Here is a 19,249-nt window from a genome sequence, read left to right on the forward strand (position 1 = left end):
AATTCAAACTATTCCAATTAAAATAATATACTTTAAAATTTAAGTATTTAGAAAATTATATGAATAAATTCTTAATAATAGTTACATTGCTTTTTACTCAAAATTTTGTTTTTGCACAAGTTAAATCATACACTTTAAAAGAATCAATTGATTTAGCTTTAAGTAACAATCTATCAATCAAAAATGCTATTTTAGGTGTTGAGACTGCTAATAAACAAATTGATTTTGCTTACACATCAACTTTACCAAAAATTGATGTTAACTCAAAGTATATTAGAAATTTTCAAAAGCAAATAATTTTTTTTCCAAATCAACAGACTGGTATTGCAACTCCTATAAAAATAGGATCTGACAATAGTTTAAGTTCAGATGTTACAATAAGTCAAATTGTATTTAATAGTGCAGCATTTAAAGCTCCTGAATTAGCAAAAGAGTATGCAGTATTATCTCAAAAGCAAGTGTTAAATGAAGGTACACAAACAATTTTAAATATCAAAAAAAGTTATCTGAGTGCAATGTTCTTACGTGAAGTTTTGGTAGTACAAAAACAGTCTTTGAACAATCTTGAAGAGTCTGCAAACATTTCCAAATTGCTTTTTGAGAAAGGCTTAAGACCAGAAATTGATGCTATTAGATCACGAGTACAAGCTGATAACCAACTGCCACTAGTAACGAATGCAACTGACAATTATAAAAATGCTTTAGATGGATTAAAGTTAATTATGGGTATTCCAGAAAATGAACAGATTGATGTTAAAGATACAATTTGGCAAATACCAAAAAATGATGAGTCAATTACTGGGAACAATGAATTAGTTAGAAAAAATTTGGAAATAGGAAATCCACAATTGCAAACTCTAAAAATTATTCAATCTTTAAACGAGAAATTTATTGATATTAAAAAGTCAGATTATTTACCAACAGTTGCAGCATTTGGAACATATCAGTTACAAACTCAATTTGATGGTTTTTCTGAATTTTCATTAAAGCCTACTTCGTTTGTTGGTTTAAATGCAACTTGGAATATATTTAACGGTGGTAGAACAAATGATACTATAGAGATTCAAAAAATAGAAATAGAAAAAAATAAAATTCAATATAATAATGCTTTAAATAGTTTTTCTACCCAAACTAAATTAGCTTTAAGAAGAATGGAAAGTGCAAAGGAAAGAGTTATGGCTTCAGAAAATACAATCATGTTAGCAGAAAAAGGATATAAAATTGCTAATGCGAGCTATAAAGCTGGAGCAGCTACACAATTACAAGTTAGTGATGCAGATTTAGCACTTTCACAATCTAAGTTATTAAGATTAAATGCTATTTATGATTATAACATTTCATTAACTGAATATGAATCATTATTTGGATTTAATATTATGTATGAAAATAATAACCTTAAAGTGAAAAATTAGTATTTATAAAGCATTCATATTTAAACTTGTAAAGTTATAAATATTTTATGAAAATTTTAAAAGACTATAAGTTTATTCTGTTGTTGAAAAAAATAAAAAAAAAAATTAACAAGAATTCCTGTAATATAAAATAAAGTATATGAAAAAAGTAATAGGTCTAATTTTGGTATTATTGGGTGGATTTTGGATATTTACAAAATTAAAACATAACAAAGAGGAAGCTCAAAATAAAGTACAAAAAAGTGAAGTGTTTACAGTGCCAACAGTAACAACAATTGCTATTAAAAAAGAAGAGATAGTTACCGAAGTTTCATCAATTGGTACAGTTATTCCAAACAAAGAAGTACAGTTATCATCTGAAACATCAGGTAGAGTTATGATGGTTAACTTTGAAAATGGATCTAGAGTTTCAACTGGACAATTGTTAGCAAAAGTTGATGATGAGTTACGTAAAACCGCAGTAGATATTGCTTTAATTAATCTTGAAAAAGCTAAGAAAGATCAAACTAGAATTGATACGTTATTTCAAGCTTCTGCTGTTGCTCAATCTCAATCTGAGTTAGTAGAAGTTGGAGTTAAAGGTGCAGAAACTCAGTTAAAGATTGCTCAAAGGCTATTCAGAGATACTAAGATAACATCACCAATTAGTGGGGTTATAACAATGAAATTTATTGAGAAAGGATCTACACTTGGACCAGGTTCTCCAGTTGCAATAATTACTGATATTTCAAAATTAAAAGTGAAAGTTAGTATTCCAGAACAAGATGCATTTAAAATTCATAAAGGGGATAGAGTTCAAGTTACTACTGATGTATATCCAAATGAAAAATTTAATGGATATGTTAAATTAATTGCTTCAAAAGGTGATGAAGCTCATAATTTTCCAATTGAGATTGAACTATCAAATGTTGGTTCAAGATTTAAAGCAGGAATGTTTGCTAAAATTATTTTTTCATCAATACCAAGCAAAGTTTCACTAGTTGTACCTCGTGAAGCAATTATTGGGAGTATAAAATCACCTCAAGTATATGTTTTAAAAAATGATAAAGTTGAATTGAAAAATATTATTGTTGATGATGGAACTAATACTAAACTTGTCATTAAGTCTGGACTTTCTGAAGGTGATGTAATTGTGTTAAATGGACAAAACAATCTGATTGATGGAGTTAAAGTAAATGTACAAAATTAAATTTAAATAATTCCATGATTATCAAATTTAAATAATTCCATGATTATCAAATTTCTCATTTTATAAAATAATTACTTTTAAAAAATATTAATGACACTTACTGAATTAGCAATTAAAAGGCCTTCAATGGTTGTAGTAATATTTGCAGTACTTGGGGTACTTGGTTTATTCTCCTTTTCTCAATTAAAATATGAGTTATTACCAAAAATATCACCACCAGTTATCACAATATTTACAGTTTATCCTGGTGCTGCTCCAAGTGAAGTTGAATCATCAGTAACAAAAATTGTTGAGGATGCTGTTTCTGGAATTGATAAAATATCATCTGTTACTTCAACATCTCAAGAAGGTGTATCAATAGTTTTAATGGAGTTTCAACAATCTGCAAAAATAGATTTGGTACTTCAAGAAGCACAAAGAAAAGTTGGACAAATTATTGGATTATTACCAAATGTATCTAAAGCACCAGTACTTTCAAAAATTGCACTAGATGAAATTCCTATTCTAAGAATTGGTGTAACTTCTTCAATGTCTTCTGTTGAATTTAGTCAATTTTTAAAAGATAAAATAAAACCAAGGTTCTCAAAAATTGATGGTATTTCACAAATAACTTTACAAGGATTAGAAGAGAGAGAAATAAAAATCAACATAGATGCTGATAGGTTAAAAGGTTATGGTCTTTCTATATTTCAAATTTCTCAGGCTGTTAAAGCTTCGAACTTAGACTTTCCAACAGGTAATATAAAAGATGTTGATGGTCAGTTCACTGTCAGGTTAGCAGGGAAATTTGCTTCTTTAAACGAAATTAGTAATTTGATTGTTGGTAAATCAAAAACAGGTGGAGACATAACATTAAAAGAAGTTGCTGAGGTTCAAGATGCAGTTAAAGATATTACAACATTAAATAGAATAAATGGAAAACCTTCAGTTGGATTATTAATTCAAAAGCAATCAGATGCAAATTCAATTGATGTCAGCAAGCTAGCTCGAGATGAAATCAAGAAAATAGAATTAGAGTTTTCTAATATCAATTTAAAATTTGATATCGCTCAAGATGGGTCATTATTTACCATTGATGCAGCCAATTCTGTTAAGTTAGATTTGCTTCTAGCTATTGTATTAGTAGCTTTTGTAATGTTCGTTTTCCTTCATTCAATGAGGAATTCATTAATTGTTATGGTTGCAATTCCTGCTTCTTTAATTTCAACTTTCATTGCTATGTATGTATTTAATATGAGTCTGAATTTAATGACTTTGTTAGGTATGTCTTTAGTAGTAGGTATTTTAGTTGATGATTCAATTGTAGTTTTAGAGAATATTTATAGAAGGTTGGAAATGGGTGATGATCAAAGAACTGCAGCATTAATTGGAAGAAATGAGATTGGGTTTGCTGCTCTTTCAATTACTTTGGTTGATGTGGTTGTGTTTTTACCTTTGGCTTTAGTTGGCGGTTTGATAGGAAATATATTAAGAGAGTTTGCATTAGTTGTTGTATTCTCTACTTTAATGAGTTTGTTTGTATCGTTTACAATTACACCTTTATTAGCTTCAAGATTTACAAAGTTAGTTCATTTATCTAAAAAAACAATAAGCGGTAGATTCGGTCTGTTTTTTGAAAGCTTGTTTAATAAAATAGTAAATATTTATAGTGAAGTTTTAAACTGGTGTCTAAAAGGTTGGTTTCAGAGGATAACAGTAATGATATTGATTTTAGTATTATTTTTAAGTTCATTTATGCTTGTAAAATTTGGCTTTATTGGAGGTGAATTTATCACTCAATCTGATAGAGGTGAATTTTCAGTTGGAATTGAGCTTGCATCTGGTGCAACAGTAGAACAAAATAACATTGTTGTAAATCAAGTTGAACAATTACTTTATAAAATGAAGGAAGTAAATAAAGTTTTTGTTTCAGTAGGAACTTCAGCAGAAGGATTTTTTGGACAATCAGCCAATAATATCTCAGACTTGAATGTGGCATTAGTTCCGAAAGAATCTAGATTAAAATCAACTGATGATGTTGCTCGAGATATAAAGCAAATGTTATCTACAATTCCTGGAGTTAAAGTTCGTGTAAATCCTATTGGAATTTTTGGAACGGCTAACCAAACTCCAATTCAAGTTGCAGTTTTAGGTACTAATATGGATAGTGTTAGATTAGGAGCAAATATGTTAGCTAATATTTTAAGAAATACAAAAGGGAGTGGAGATGTAAGATTATCTAGTGAGGATGGAAAACCAGAAACCAAAATTAACATTGATCGCAATAAAATGGCTCAATTTGGGTTATCAATTGCGGAAGTTGGTGGTGCACTTAGAATAGCATTAAATGGTGATGATGAAGCAAAATTCAGACCTGGTGATAATGAGTATGATATTAGAATTCGATTAGATAAATTCAATAGAAATAGTACTCAAGATGTTGGAAAATTATCTTTTATGAATAAGTTTGGGCAACAAGTTGAGCTCCGTCAATTTGCTTCAATTGGTAGATCTACAGGACCAACAAAATTACAAAGAAGAGAAAGAAACCCTACAATTTCAGTACTATCTCAAGCTGTTGGCAAACCATCAGGTACGATTTGGCAGGAAGCAAAAGCTGTATTAGATAAAACAAAATTGCCTGGTGATGTAACAATTTCACCTCAGGGAGACTTGAAAAATCAAGCCGAAGGATTCTCTAGTATGGGAATTGCATTGCTTGCTGCAATAATATTTGTTTATTTAGTAATGGTAGGGTTATATGATTCTTATACAAATCCTTTCGTTGTATTATTTTCAATACCTGTTGCATTGATTGGAGCTTTATTAGCTCTTGCTTTAACTATGAAAACCTTGAATATATTCTCTATTCTTGGTATGATTATGATGATTGGATTAGTTGCTAAGAATGCCATTTTATTAGTTGATTTTACAAATGTTTCAAGGCAGGAAGGGAAAGAAATTATCCCAGCTTTAATTGAAGCTGGTAGGGAAAGATTAAGACCTATTTTAATGACAACCTTATCTATGGTTATTGGAATGTTACCTATTGCCCTAAGTCATAGTTCTGGTGCTGAATGGAAGAGTGGTTTAGCTTGGGCTTTGATTGGAGGCTTAACAAGTTCACTAATCTTGACTTTAGTTCTTGTTCCAGTTGTCTATTTTACACTTGAAACTATGATACAAAAAACTCTATTGTTGTATAGAAAAATAACTAGTAAAAAACTAACTGCTTAAAATATTTTATACAAATTATTTACCTTTAAAAGTGCAATTAATTTTAACATTGCACTTTTTTATTATTTAAAAATACTTTTTAAAGACTTATAAGTTTTAATGTTCTTTCAAAATTTGATGATTTAATTGTAATAAAAAACAATCCTTTATCAATACTTTTTAATGAAATGGTTTCATTTAATTCTCTAGAAATTACTTCAACTTCGTTTATATAAACTTGTACCCCAAAATCATTTGTTATAGAAATTTTATAATTATCATTACTACATTTGCCATATATAGTTAATTGATTATTTACAATTGGATTTTGCTTCAATGAAAAAACATTTTGATTTGATTTGTTTTCAATTATACTATTAGTATTATCACAATTTACACCAGTTGCTTTAACATTAGAATCCTCCCAAAGAGTAATCCTTGAAGGGTGGTTCAATGCTTTTATCATTTTTCCAATTTGACCATAGGTAAACATTTTGTAGCAACCATTATAAGTCATATAATTCTCAGAATTACATAATGAATTTGTAGGTAAACTACCTTGTGGCATTCCTTTAGCAGGAGGAAAAGGACAATTTGGGAATCCTGGATTTGTTGGACTATGGCATCCTTCACCATTAAAACCATTTGGTGTATCTTGGACCCCATCAATATCAATATCTTCGGTATTATAACATAAATTATCTTTAAATAAATGTCCTAAATCTAAAAAGTGACCAAATTCATGTGTAAAAACTCCAGTGAAATCCATATTACTTCCATTAGAAGGTAAATTGCAATTCTTACCTAAATATCTTCCATTATAACATATTCTAGCCATTTTAGCTTGAGACATAGATAAATCTGGAGGCCAAGCAATTCCTGATAAATTTGTTATACCTTGACCACTCCAATCTTTCTGTATATAAATATTAACATACTTAAAATTATCCCAAGCATCTTCAACAACTTCTGGAATTGTATTTGAGGTATTATTTTTAGCATAACTAGCTTCTTTTTCATGAATAACCATTCCATTTGTTGGTTTTCCGAATGGATCTATTTGAGCAAGTCTGAATTCTATTTTTAATACACCTCTTTTTAATTTGAATGAATCATGAACAGAATAAAAATCAGTATTTAATCCATTAAAATCTTTATTTGTTTCAAGTAATGCAGATTTTAAAACTTCAATATTTACAGGAGATCCGTTCTGCATAACTGTTCCTTTTGGGTCTTCAATTCCATAAACATGAAAAACAACTGGGATAATATATTTTGGACAACTATCTTCAACTATGAAATTTTTCTTCTGATTAAAATCACTAATATAATTTTTTATGAATTCTATTTTTGTAGAGTCCTCTTTTAATTTTAAAATTAGACTTTGATGAGTTATTTGGCCAAAATCATTATCAATATTTTTAGGCTCTTGAGCAAAACTTAAACTAATAATAATAAAAGAAAAAAGAATTGTTGTAATTATTTTGTTCATATATAATTTAAAAATATGTGTTAAAGGAGTTTTGCAATCTTTAAAATAAGTGTTTAAAAGAACTTATGTTAATAAAATATTATATGTTAAATCATAAAAATAGTATAATAAACCATTAAAATTCAAGTATTGTAGATTTGAATTTAGTTCGATTCTTTATCATATTTATTTTATATAATTAAATTTTTAAAACAAATGAAAAATTCAATTTGTTCTAATGAGATTATTGTAGCAAGTATCTTTAATAATACTAAATTAGTAACAAATCGCAAATCGCAAATCGCAAATCGCAAATCGCAAATCGCAAATCGCAAATCGCAAATCGCAAATCGCAAATCGCAAATCGCAAATCGCAAATCGCAAATCGCAAATCGCAAATTAATTTTTTTATTTTTTATAATTAGCATTAATTTTATTATGTTAGTTAAAAATGCAACCTCACAATGTTTAGAAGATACTACTTGTATAAACCCATTGTCTAACCTTATTTCAATAGAATTTCCAGTTCCAATTTTAGATTGCCCAAATCAACTCTGTACATTAGGTGTAAATTATCGATTTAAAGATTGCCCATTAACATGAAGAAAGTTCAAAATTTTATTATTAGATTTAAGTAAATGTAACTAATGTGATTCTTCTATTTTAAAACATCCTTCAAATTCAAATTTCAATATTTTAATTGACGCATATATGCGGCTCTCAGTTAAGGAATTGGCTTGTATTATATTTTATCAACAATATAATGCTCTCCCAACATCTTTAAAATACTTAATGGAATGCCCAAACTACCAACATCTATATACCTCAAGAGTTTACAATTGTTATTTTAATTGTGTTTATTATAATTTTAAAAATCCTAACAATTATAAGTTAGTTATTAGTCCAAAAGAATGCAATTTTAATGGTGGTTGTTGTGTATTCAAAAGAAAAATTTGCTTTAATAAACAAACTAATTCTCAAGAAATTATAGATGAAGAATCAACTTTAGGTGGTGAAACATGTATAGAAACTTAATCACTTTATAACTGTGATGAATTAGTTGATATGTTTCCAGACTTTAATACTAATAATTTTAAAACCGATTGGCACCAATTCTGTAAATAAATTCAAATTAATAATTTCATGAAATTTATACTGATTATATATTTGTTAACTCCAGTAATACTTTTTGCTCAAGAAGTAAATATTAAATGGAGCAATAAATTTGAGGAAAAAGATTTTTATATTCTTTTTGTTGGTATTGTAAAATTAAACATTAATGAACAAATAATTTGGGTTAAAAAAACAGGATATAGATCTTTTGTTATTTCATTAAATAGTAATGTTAAACCAACAGATTGGATTGTAAATGTAGGTGATTCATTAACTCAAATAGAGTTACAAGATGTAAGAGCAACTAGTAATGGTGATATAAATATTGCTGGACTAGTAAGCCCTTTTGGACCTTTAAACACTTCATTCCCAACATGTTATACCTAAAGTTAAATAAGGATGGTAAAGTATTAATTGAAAAATTTGATATTCAAGATAATAGTATTATGGAGAGTAACGGAGTTATTACATTCACTATAATTTCAGATTCAATAATTTCTGCTTGCACAAGGCAAAGGTATGATAGTATCTACCTTAGTTATAGGCGTTAATATAACGGAAATTTTATCTGGATTAAAAATTTATTCTTTTCAATTCAATTAATTCTCCCCTTGAGCTTAATCTGAGGTTACGTAAATAGATAACCGTAGCGATTAGACCAATTATCAGTGACAGAAGTAATATCATCTATAGCAGTAAATTGGTATTATTTGCTCGAATCAATATTTTTTTTATGGGCTAAAACTATCATAGTTGTCAAAATTACAGAAACAAGATAAACGCTTCCACTCTTCAAATATACGTAACCTACGATTTTTTGATATATCACGTAATAAAGTAATTGCTGTGAATACTAAGCTGTATGTTACAATAATTTTTTTAAACATATTTATTTTTAAAAATTATACTGAATGTGAAAGATAGGATAGTCAAATTAAAATTAATACTTATCAAATATGAATGGAATTTATGGATATTCTGCTGAATTGAATTAATTCCAATTTCAAGTTTAAATGACCAAAATCATAACAAATTAAAATCTTACATTTACCCGAACCCTTCAAAAAGAGTAGTTTGTTTAAAACTTGATTCTGGATACGAATCTGGAAATGTTTCGTTATTTGATATTAATTTTAAAAGAATTAAAACAATAGAATTTGTAAATCAGAATAACTTACTCCTAGATGTAAGTGGGTTTATTGAAGGATGTTATACTATAATTATTGTTACTAAAAATGGTTCAACATTAAAAAAATAGTAGTGAATTAATCAATTTTTATTTTGATTTTAATAAATAAAGTTGAGTATTTAATTTAAATACTCAACTTTTTTTAATAAATTATCATAAAAGTAATCTATTTCAATTTGTCATAAATTAGGCGGTATAATTCCAAGTTTCAGTTCTTTTCCATTCTTATTTTTTATAACTACCCCAACCAAACCAAATTTATGATTAGTGAAGTAAGTAATTTTCTCTAAAATTGGATCTTCTTTTGTTTCCTCAACCTTTGTAACTTTTATCAACCAAAATCCAATTGGATAATCATCAGTTGTAGATTTTGAAGTTACTGTACGTTTTACTTTTACACCGTCAACATTTGTATATTCATACACATGTCCTACCTCCCAACTATATTTTACCAAAGTATGAGGTTGAGACAAATCACCATTTGAAGATACAAATTCTTGAATACCTTCTGAGGTAATTTTTACTTTAACGTTTGCAGTTATTCTAATTTTTGATTTATCTGATGTATCTAAAGTTGCACCAAATCTTTTAAGATATTTATCGATAAATGGTTTTTTAAACTCAATTGGAAAAGATGAAACTCCTAAAGCTGTATCCATTGCTTTAACAAAGAGTGTATCAAAAACAGAAGAATGTTGAAAAGTAATTATTCCATTATCATTTGAAACAATTGTTGTTGTGTCTTGAATACGATCAAAATCAGGGTTATAAACATCTGTGTATAATCTTCCTGGAAACTTTCCACCAACTTTTGTTAACTCAATATTTGTTTCACCAGTACTTATATCATTAGGATCAGTAATGTTATTACATGAAACAATAGATAACAAAATAACAGTTAACACTAAACAACTTAATTTTAATTTTCTCATTTTTTTAAAGAATTATGTTATTAAATTTTGTAGGAATAATTAAATTATTACCTAAACAAAATTATTTCATTTTTCTAGATGTATATATGATAACAATCATATTAAAACATGATATTTATCATTTAAAAAAATGAGAAAAAACAACAAACTTTATTTATTCTTAAGATATTGTATAATGTAATTACTTTATAACCTAAATTAATCTAGTTTAATTTTTATTAAAATAGAATCTAAAAAACTGAGTTACAAGTACACCTATTAAAATTCCAATTGTTAATATAGAAATAAATTCAACTGTTCTTACTTGTTCATTTCCGATAATTCTAAAATAATTACCAATTGAAATAGTTAATATCATTATAATAACTATATTGATTTTTTTCATTATGAATGTTGAAATAATTAATTAATTTAAACTTGACTTTATTTAAAGTTAATAAAAAAACTCTTTTAATTAGAACTAGTTAATTTGTTTAAGCTTTGCAGTAAAATGCCTTAACAATGGAGCTTCTTCAATAATTTCTAATCCTTTAATAAAATCTCGATTTTTATAAACTTCAATGATAACTTCTGCTACATAATCAATATGGCTTTGAGTATAAACTCTTCTTGGAATTGCCAAACGAACCAATTCTAATTGAGCTGGAATCAATTTATTTGATTCATCATACTTTCCGAACATTAAAGATCCAATTTCAACAGAACGAATACCACCAGTTGTATATAAAGCACAAACTAAAGCTTGACCAACATAGTTATTTATTTCAATATGAGGTAAAAATTTAACTGCATCTAAATATATTGCATGTCCACCTGCTGGTTGCATAACTGGTACATCAGCTTCAATCAACTTGTTTGTTAAGTATTCAATACTATGAATTCTATATTGCAAATAATTTTCATCCAAAACTTCTTTTAAACCAATTGCAATTGCTTCCAAATCTCTTCCTGCCAAACCACCATAAGTAGGGAAGCCTTCAGTAATAATTAATAAATTTCTACATAATAAAGCTAAGTCATTATCCCGTAATGCCAAGAATCCACCTATGTTTGCAAAAGCATCTTTTTTTGCACTCATTGTACACCCATCTGCACAAGAAAAAATTTCTTGAGCTATTTCTAAAACAGATTTATTTGAGTATCCTTTTTCTCTAATTTTTATGAAATAAGAATTTTCAGCAAATCTACAAGCATCAATAAATAAAGAAATACCAAATTGATTGCAAATAGATTTTACATCTTTTATGTTTTGCATACTTACTGGCTGCCCTCCTCCAGAATTATTAGTAATAGTAATTATTACCATAGGAATATTTGATGCTCCAATTTTTAAAATAGTATTTTTTAATTCTTCTATGTTTATGTTACCTTTAAATGGAGCTGGAATTGATGGGTGTTTACCTTCATCACAAATTAAATCAATTCCTATAGAACCTGAAGATTCAATGTTGGCTCTTGTGGTATCAAACAAAGTATTACTTAAAAAGTACTTACCTTCACCTCCAAGAATTGAAAAAATAATTTTCTCTGCTGCTCTACCCTGATGAGTTGGTATAATTAATGGCATACCTGTAATTGATTTTACAACTTCTTCAAAATGAAAGAAACTTGAGCTTCCTGCATACGATTCATCACCATTCATTAACCCAGCCCATTGATTACTACTCATTGCACTTGTTCCACTATCGGTTAACAAATCTATAATTACATCTTTAGCTTTTATCAAAAAAGGATTGAAATGAGCTGCTTTAAGTATATTTAACCTTTCTTCAACTGAATTAAAATAGATTGGTTCAATAGATTTAATTTTAAAAGGTTCTATTATTGTTTTCATATTTAATATTTTTAAAATTTTACAATGTTATCAATGTTAGAAGAATTAGATTATGATTAAAATCATCTGTTAATATTTAATAATATCATAAAAAAAGGAATAAAATATTATTAGTATTTTATTCCTTTTCAAAAATTAAAATTGTAAATGTATTTGGATATTTAAAGATTTTCACCCCAATTATTTAATTCATCTGTTGACCATAAATCTGGAAAGAAAATTCTTTTCTGATATTTAGGATGCATATACTTTCTCCAATCACTTCCGCCTGTAGCTTCAGATTCCCCAAGATATTTTCCAGCAGCATTATAATGAGCCATTACCCAACTAATATTAACAGTGTAATCATAATGTCTCATAGCATTTATTAAAGTTGGATTACTTTTCACATCTTCAGGCAATTGTTTAAATCTTGTCCATAAATTTGAAGAATTATATTTTTCCATTTTAACTAAAAACATACTTTTATATTTTTCTTCAAATAAAGTTAATAAAGTATTTTTTTTTCCAGTTTTGTAATCAACTCCAGCAGCTTGCCAATATAAATGTTCAAATGCATTTTCATAAGTAGAAGTTATATCAATATTCTTTCTGTACCTTAAATCAATTAAATTAATTAACTCAGTTGAAGCAAATTCAATAAGTCTGTATTGAGCACATTGAAAGCCACTTGCTGGAGTTAAAGTATTTCTAAATTTCATATATTGTTCAACATCCATCCCATCACCCATTATATTAAAAGAAGTTGAAAGCATATCAAAATATCTGCTAATTCTCCTTAATTTTTCAGTAAAAAAAATAGCATCAATTTCATTATTAGAACTTACTTGTTCAATTTCCCAAAGAATCATTTTAAATATCAATTCATTAATTTGATGATATAAAATAAAGACCATTTCATCGGGTAATGAAGTTCTTTGAATTTGTAAACTTAACAAAGATTCAGGTAAAATATAATCCCAATAAGTAATTGGTTTTGCCCAAATTAATCCTTCTAAATGAACATTTGGATTTTGATCTATTGAATTAAATTTATCCTCAATTTGCTTTAATTGATTAGAAGTCAACTCATCCATGATAAATAATTTTAATTAATTTTTAATTTACTTTTAATGTGGGAACTTCCATTATAGAACTACAATGCTTACAAGTTCTTAATTTTACATCTTCATAAAAAGAATTTATTAATAAAGGGAGTTGATTTACAATATCTTTACAATGAAAATTTGCTTTATATAATTCTTGATCACAATTTTCACAGTACCATGTGCAAGCATCTAATTCATCTTCATTTCTTACTCTTTCAATAACCATACCAACAGTATTTGCCTTTCTTTGAGGGGAATGTTCAACTCCTGGTGGAAGTAAGAAAATTTCACCTTCTTTAATTTCAATTAAACGAGTTTTTCCATTTTCTCTAATAGGTAAATGCATATCTCCTTCAATTTGATAAAAGAATTCTTCTCCTTTATTAAAGTGAAAATCTTTTCTTGCATTCGGACCACCAACAACCATTACAATAAAATCTGTATCAGTATATACAACTTGATTACCAACAGGTGGTTTTAACAGATGACGGTTTTCATCTATCCATTTTTTAAAATTAATTGGTGGAATAATTCCCATAATAAATTGATAATTAAAATTTATTTATAAAGTACCTCTTCTTAATTGTTCTGCTTCAATGCTTTCAAATAATGCTTGAAAGTTTCCTTTACCAAAAGACTTAGCACCTTTACGCTGAATAATTTCAAAAAATAATGTTGGTCTGTCCTCAACAGGTTTAGTAAAAATTTGCAATAAGTATCCATCTTCATCACGGTCTACCATAATACCTAAGGATTTTAAGATATTTAAATCTTCAGAAATATTTCCAACTCTCATTTCAACAGTATCATAATAAGAACCTGGAACATGTAAAAACTCTATTCCATTTTTCCTCATTTCTGTAATAGTAAAAATTATATCATAGGTAGCAACAGCAATATGCTGACATCCTGGGCTACCATAAAAATCAAGATATTCTTCTATTTGAGATTTTTTTATTCCTTTTGCTGGTTCATTTATAGGAAATTTTATTCTACCATTTCCATTTGTCATTACTTTACTCATTAAAGCAGTGTACTTAGTAGAAATATCTTTATCATCGAAAGTTACTAAATTAGCAAATCCCATTACATCTGCATAAAAATTCGACCAAGTATTCATAGTTCCTAGTTCAACATTTCCAACCATATGATCAATATATTTTAGACCCATTGGGGCTGGATTATATTCAGATTCCCATTTAATGAATCCAGGTAAAAATATACCTTTGTAATTCTTTCTATCTACAAACAAATGGATGGTATCTCCATAAGTTTTGATAGCCGACTTAACAACTTCTCCATATTCATCCGTTAAAATAGTAGGTTCAATAACTGATACTGCTCCACGTGAAATAGTTTCTTCATAAGATTTTTTAGCATCATCAACCCATAATGCAATTACTTTTACCCCATCTCCATGATTCAATAGATGTTGTGAAATATCACTATCTTTTTTATAAGGAGAAGTTAACACCAATTTGATTTTATCTTGAACTAATACATAGGAACAATATTCCTTATTCCCAGTTTCTAAACCTGAATAAGCTAATGATTGAAACCCAAATGTTGTCTTATAAAAATGTGCTGCTTGTTTTGCATTTCCAACATACAGTTCAACAAAATCTGTACCATTTATAGGTAAAAAATCTTGTGCTTTTTTAAAAATTTTCTCTATCCCATAATTGTAATTTTCAACTTGGGTTAAATTTTCATTTATCATTATATTTTATATTGAAATTTAAATTTTAAATAAATAATTACAATTTACTATAACCATGATTTGTAATAATCCTTAACATCTATTTTCATAGCTTCTTCAGTAATCAAAACTGGATTAAAAGGATCAATCATTACGGCCAATTCAATAGTCTCCTTTTTTCCAATACTTCTTTCAATTGCACCTGGATGCGGTCCATGAGGAATTCCACCTGGATGAAGTGTAATTTGTCCTTTTTCGATATTATTTCTACTCATAAAATCACCATCAACATAGTATAAAAGCTCATCACTATCAATGTTACTATGATGATATGGAGCTGGAATAGCAAGAGGATGATAGTCATACAACCTTGGTACAAAGGAACAGATAACAAATTTTTTGCTCTCGAAAGTTTGGTGAATTGGAGGTGGCATGTGAATTCTACCAGTTAACGGTTCGAAGTTAAAAATTGAAAAGATATATGGATAATGAAACCCATCCCAGCCAGTAACATCGAACGGATGGTTTGCATAAACATAAGGGAAAATATAACCTTTCTTTTTTATAAATACATCAAACTCCCCAACCTCATCAAAAGTTTTTAAATTGCTAGGTCTTACAATGTCTCTTTCACAAAAAGGTGAATGCTCTAAGAGTTGTCCAAATTCATTTCTATATTTACTTGGAGTAAATATTGGGTCAAAAGATTCTATGTAAAGTAAACGGTTTTCAGTAGACTCAAAATTAATTTGATATACAGTTCCTCTTGGTATATTAATATAATCACCATATTTAAAATTCAATTCTCCAAACATTGTTAATAGCTTACCTGAACCTTTATGAATGAAGATTAACTCATCAGCATCAGCATTTTTATAAAAATAGTTAGTTGGCATTAAAGGAGCTGCAAGACCAATATGCATTGCTTGATTTACAAACAATGTTTTTCGACTTTTGATATAATCAGTTTCTGGTAAAATTTCAAATCCTTTAAAACTCATTGCATCTAATCCATTTTCAATAGCAATTTTTGGAATAATTGAATATGCTTTTTCTTTTTGTTTAACTCTAGTTGGAGGATAAATATGATAAACCAAGGATGACATACCAGCAAAACCCTGAGTACCTACAAGCTCTTCCTGAAGAAGCTCTCCATTTGGCCTTCTTGTAACAATATGTCTTTTTTCTGGAACTATTCCTAACTGATGATAAATTGGCATATAAATATTAGATTTAATAGAAAAATTAACTGAATCATTTGATTAATAATCAATTTAAAAAATATAATTACAAAATGTATTATTTGTTTTAACAAAAAATTTTTGCAAAATTATACAAATTAAATTTTTGAATTTGTGATTTCAATCACATATGAAATATAAAGGACAACATGTATTATTTAAATAATATTTCAAAAATTAGTATAAATATTTTTCTACAATTTAATTTTATTGATTAGTAATAAAATAATTAAATATTATCCTAATTAAATACTTTATATGATTGAAATCATAATTTTCAACTTTAAATAACTTTAAGTTTGTATTAAACAAAACATCAAACAATGAAAAATAATTTTTTTTTAGCTTTACTAGTTTGTACATTCCTATTCACAATGTCAAGTTGTGGTAGTAAAAAAGAAGAAGCTGATGACTCAGCTACAGAAGAAACTACTGATGCAAAATCTGGTGAATCAGAAAATGCAACGTCAAATCCTAGTACTTACGATCCGAAGCGAGGAGAGGGTAAGTTCAATGCAAGTAATGTTACATTAGGTTCTTTAGATGCTACAAAGGCTACAAAAGGAGAAGCAATTGTTAATACAAAATGTGCATCATGTCATAAATTAACTGATGAAAAATTAGTGGGACCAGGATGGAAAGGTGTAACAACAAGACGTGAACCATATTGGATAATGAATTTTATTACTAATCCTGATGCAATGATAAATAAAGATCCTGCAGTAAAAGCAATGTTGGAGCTTTGTTTGGTGAGAATGCCTAATCAGAACTTAAACGATAATGATGCAAGAGATATTCTTGAGTTTATGAGAAAAAATGATGGAGTTAAATAATGATAAAAAATTAATTTTATAAATAAATCTATGAAAAATTTGAGTAGAATATTAAATTTAGTAACAATTTTAGTATTGTTATCGTTAATGGGTTGTAAGCCAAAAAACACTTCAAATGCTGTTAGTGGTGATGCTGCAATTAAAGCTTATGTAGCTCCTGGTAAATACGATGAATTCTATAATTTTGTATCTGGTGGGTTTAGTGGACAGATGGCTGTTTATGGATTACCAAGCGGAAGGTTGCTAAGAGTTATGCCAGTTTTTTCAGTTGATCCTGAAAAAGGTTGGGGATATAGTGAAGAAACAAAACCAATGTTAAACACTTCTCATGGCTTTATTCCATGGGACGATTTGCATCATGTTGAGTTATCACAAACAAACGGTGAGGTGAATGGAAAATGGGTTTTTGGAAATGCAAACAATACTCCTCGTATTGCTAGGATTGATTTAAAAACATTTAGAACAGCAGAAATTATTGAACTACCAAATAGTGCTGGAAATCATAGTTCTCCTTTTGGTACAGAAAATTCGGAATACATTGTTGCTGGTACTCGTTTTAGCGTTCCTCCAGATAATTCAACTAATGGTGGGGATGTACCGATTAATACTTACAAGGAAAATTTCAAAGGACACATTAGTTTTGTAAGTGTTCATCCTGAAACAGGAGAAATGAATATTGCATTTCAACTTAAAACTCCAGGAATTAACTTCGATTTAGCTAGATGTGGAAGAGGTAAATCTCATGGATGGTTTTTCTTCAGTTGCTATAATACAGAACAAGCACATACTTTATTGGAAGTAAATGCTTCTCAAAAAGATAAAGATTTTGTTATGGCTGTAAATTGGAAAAAAGCTGAAGAGTATATTAAAGCTGGACAAGGAGAAAAAGAGAGTGTAAAATATGCTCATAACGTTTATAATGAATCAACTCATTCCGCAACTTCAACAATTAAAACTGAAGTTACTGTTTTAGATGTTAGTAAATTTAAAGATATATGCTACTTTATTCCTTGTCCTAAATCTCCACATGGTTGTGATGTTGATCCAACAGGTGAATATATTGTTGCAAGTGGAAAATTAGCTGCTTTAATTCCTGTGTTTAGTTATGATAAAATTCAAAAAGCTATTGCTGATAAAGCATATGATGGAGATTATCAAGGAATACCAATTATTAAATATGATGCTGCTCTTTATGGTGAAGTTAAAAAACCAGGTTTAGGACCATTACATACTGAATTTGATGGAAATGGATTTGCTTATACTTCATTTTTTGTATCATCTGAAGTTGTAAAATGGAATATTAAAGAATTAAAAGTTGTTGATAGAGCTCCAACATACTATTCATTAGGTCACTTATGTATTCCAGGTGGAAACACTCGCAAACCATTCGGAAAGTACCTTATTGCATATAATAAAATTACTAAAGATCGCTATTTACCAACAGGACCAGAATTAGCACAAAGTGCTCAATTGTTTGATATAAGTGGAGATAAAATGAAGATGATTCTCGATTTCCCAACAATAGGTGAACCTCATTATGCGCAAGCAGCTCCTGCTGATTTGATTAGGAATAATGGACAGTTAAAAATATTTAAAATTGATGATAATAAACATCCTTATGTAGCAAAAGGTGAAGGTGAAACTAAAGTTGTTAGAGAAGGTAATAAAGTTCACATAAATTTAACTACTATTAGATCACACTTTTCTCCTGATAACATAGAAGGGATAAAATTAGGTGATGAAGTTTATTTCCATGTAACAAATCTAGAACAAGATTGGGATGTACCACATGGTTTTGCAGTTAAAGGAGCAAATAATTCTGAATTGTTAATAATGCCTGGCGAAACTTGTACATTAAAATGGATTCCAGATAGAATTGGTATGTTCCCAATTTATTGTACTGACTTTTGTAGTGCATTACATCAAGAGATGCAAGGTTACGTAAGAGTATCACCTGCTGGAAGCAATGTTCCAATATCATTTAGTTTAGGTAAGAACTCTGCACCAATAGTTAAATAAGAATCTAAATTTTAAAGTGGGTTGATGTTAAATA

At 28.3% G+C, this 19,249-nt stretch carries 18 protein-coding genes; 10 read left to right on the forward strand and 8 right to left on the reverse strand.

Translation table 11 applies throughout. From position 1 onward, the window contains the following. The first annotated feature begins 59 nt into the window (after nt 1-59). The 3 genes from IPP08_05275 to IPP08_05285 all read left to right on the forward strand — a co-directional run bounded on the left by IPP08_05275 (nt 60) and on the right by IPP08_05285 (nt 5,817). The gene (locus tag IPP08_05275) at nt 60-1,412 is read left to right on the forward strand and encodes a TolC family protein (GenBank protein ID QQS67577.1); all 1,353 of its coding nucleotides are present in this window, start codon (nt 60-62) and stop codon (nt 1,410-1,412) included. A gap of 139 nt (nt 1,413-1,551) precedes the next feature. After that, entirely contained in the window at nt 1,552-2,601 is a 1,050-nt protein-coding gene (locus IPP08_05280) for an efflux RND transporter periplasmic adaptor subunit (GenBank protein QQS67578.1), read from the forward strand. Nucleotides 2,602-2,691: 90 nt separating this feature from the next. Further along, nucleotides 2,692-5,817 (forward strand): efflux RND transporter permease subunit, encoded by a 3,126-nt coding sequence (locus IPP08_05285; GenBank protein ID QQS67579.1) that lies wholly within the window; start codon nt 2,692-2,694, stop codon nt 5,815-5,817. Between the two features lie 79 nt (nt 5,818-5,896). On the opposite strand, the gene IPP08_05290 is transcribed toward IPP08_05285, so the two are convergent. After that, nucleotides 5,897-7,288 carry a hypothetical protein gene (locus tag IPP08_05290; protein ID QQS67580.1) on the reverse strand — a complete coding sequence of 464 codons (1,392 nt, stop codon included), beginning with the start codon at nt 7,286-7,288 and terminating at the stop codon, nt 5,897-5,899. Between the two features lie 417 nt (nt 7,289-7,705). On the opposite strand from IPP08_05290, the gene IPP08_05295 reads away from it, so the two are divergent. The 5 genes from IPP08_05295 (at nt 7,706) to IPP08_05315 (ending at nt 9,638) form a co-directional block, all read left to right on the forward strand. Then, nucleotides 7,706-7,870, forward strand: coding sequence for a hypothetical protein (locus IPP08_05295; GenBank protein QQS67581.1), 165 nt, complete (start codon nt 7,706-7,708; stop codon nt 7,868-7,870). Nucleotides 7,871-7,978: 108 nt separating this feature from the next. Further along, nucleotides 7,979-8,302, forward strand: coding sequence for a hypothetical protein (locus IPP08_05300; GenBank protein QQS67582.1), 324 nt, complete (start codon nt 7,979-7,981; stop codon nt 8,300-8,302). Nucleotides 8,303-8,410: 108 nt separating this feature from the next. Then, nucleotides 8,411-8,767: a hypothetical protein gene (locus IPP08_05305; protein QQS67583.1), complete on the forward strand. Its 357-nt coding sequence runs from the start codon at nt 8,411-8,413 to the stop codon at nt 8,765-8,767. Further along, entirely contained in the window at nt 8,755-8,931 is a 177-nt protein-coding gene (locus IPP08_05310; protein QQS67584.1) for a hypothetical protein, read from the forward strand. The genes IPP08_05305 and IPP08_05310 overlap by 13 nt, the downstream gene beginning before the upstream one ends. A 434-nt stretch (nt 8,932-9,365) precedes the next feature. After that, entirely contained in the window at nt 9,366-9,638 is a 273-nt protein-coding gene (locus tag IPP08_05315; protein ID QQS67839.1) for a T9SS type A sorting domain-containing protein, read from the forward strand. 110 nt (nt 9,639-9,748) lie between these two features. On the opposite strand, the gene IPP08_05320 is transcribed toward IPP08_05315, so the two are convergent. The 7 genes from IPP08_05320 to IPP08_05350 all read right to left on the reverse strand — a co-directional run bounded on the left by IPP08_05320 (nt 9,749) and on the right by IPP08_05350 (nt 16,342). Next, entirely contained in the window at nt 9,749-10,501 is a 753-nt protein-coding gene (locus tag IPP08_05320; GenBank protein ID QQS67585.1) for a hypothetical protein, read from the reverse strand. Between the two features lie 208 nt (nt 10,502-10,709). Continuing rightward, the gene (locus IPP08_05325; GenBank protein ID QQS67586.1) at nt 10,710-10,886 is read right to left on the reverse strand and encodes a hypothetical protein; all 177 of its coding nucleotides are present in this window, start codon (nt 10,884-10,886) and stop codon (nt 10,710-10,712) included. A gap of 75 nt (nt 10,887-10,961) precedes the next feature. Continuing rightward, nucleotides 10,962-12,335, reverse strand: a complete 1,374-nt coding sequence (locus tag IPP08_05330; GenBank protein QQS67587.1) for a tryptophanase — start codon at nt 12,333-12,335, stop codon at nt 10,962-10,964. A 161-nt stretch (nt 12,336-12,496) separates the two neighbouring features. Next, entirely contained in the window at nt 12,497-13,411 is a 915-nt protein-coding gene (locus tag IPP08_05335; GenBank protein ID QQS67588.1) for a tryptophan 2,3-dioxygenase, read from the reverse strand. A 22-nt stretch (nt 13,412-13,433) separates the two neighbouring features. Beyond that, nucleotides 13,434-13,961 carry a 3-hydroxyanthranilate 3,4-dioxygenase gene (locus tag IPP08_05340; GenBank protein QQS67589.1) on the reverse strand — a complete coding sequence of 176 codons (528 nt, stop codon included), beginning with the start codon at nt 13,959-13,961 and terminating at the stop codon, nt 13,434-13,436. A 24-nt stretch (nt 13,962-13,985) separates the two neighbouring features. Continuing rightward, on the reverse strand, nt 13,986-15,143 hold the full coding sequence (hppD, locus tag IPP08_05345) for a 4-hydroxyphenylpyruvate dioxygenase (GenBank protein ID QQS67590.1): 1,158 nt from the start codon (nt 15,141-15,143) through the stop codon (nt 13,986-13,988). Between the two features lie 47 nt (nt 15,144-15,190). After that, nucleotides 15,191-16,342, reverse strand: a complete 1,152-nt coding sequence (locus IPP08_05350; protein QQS67591.1) for a homogentisate 1,2-dioxygenase — start codon at nt 16,340-16,342, stop codon at nt 15,191-15,193. A gap of 344 nt (nt 16,343-16,686) precedes the next feature. Between IPP08_05350 and IPP08_05355 the strand changes: the two genes are divergently transcribed. Beyond that, a complete protein-coding gene (locus IPP08_05355) occupies nt 16,687-17,196 on the forward strand; it encodes a cytochrome c (GenBank protein ID QQS67592.1) in 510 nt (169 codons plus the stop codon). A 30-nt stretch (nt 17,197-17,226) separates the two neighbouring features. Beyond that, on the forward strand, nt 17,227-19,215 hold the full coding sequence (gene nosZ / locus IPP08_05360; GenBank protein QQS67593.1) for a Sec-dependent nitrous-oxide reductase: 1,989 nt from the start codon (nt 17,227-17,229) through the stop codon (nt 19,213-19,215). Nucleotides 19,216-19,249: the final 34 nt, after the last annotated feature.

The sequence above is a fragment of the Chlorobiota bacterium genome (assembly GCA_016700335.1).
Taxonomy (GTDB): Bacteria; Bacteroidota; Ignavibacteria; order OLB7; family OLB7.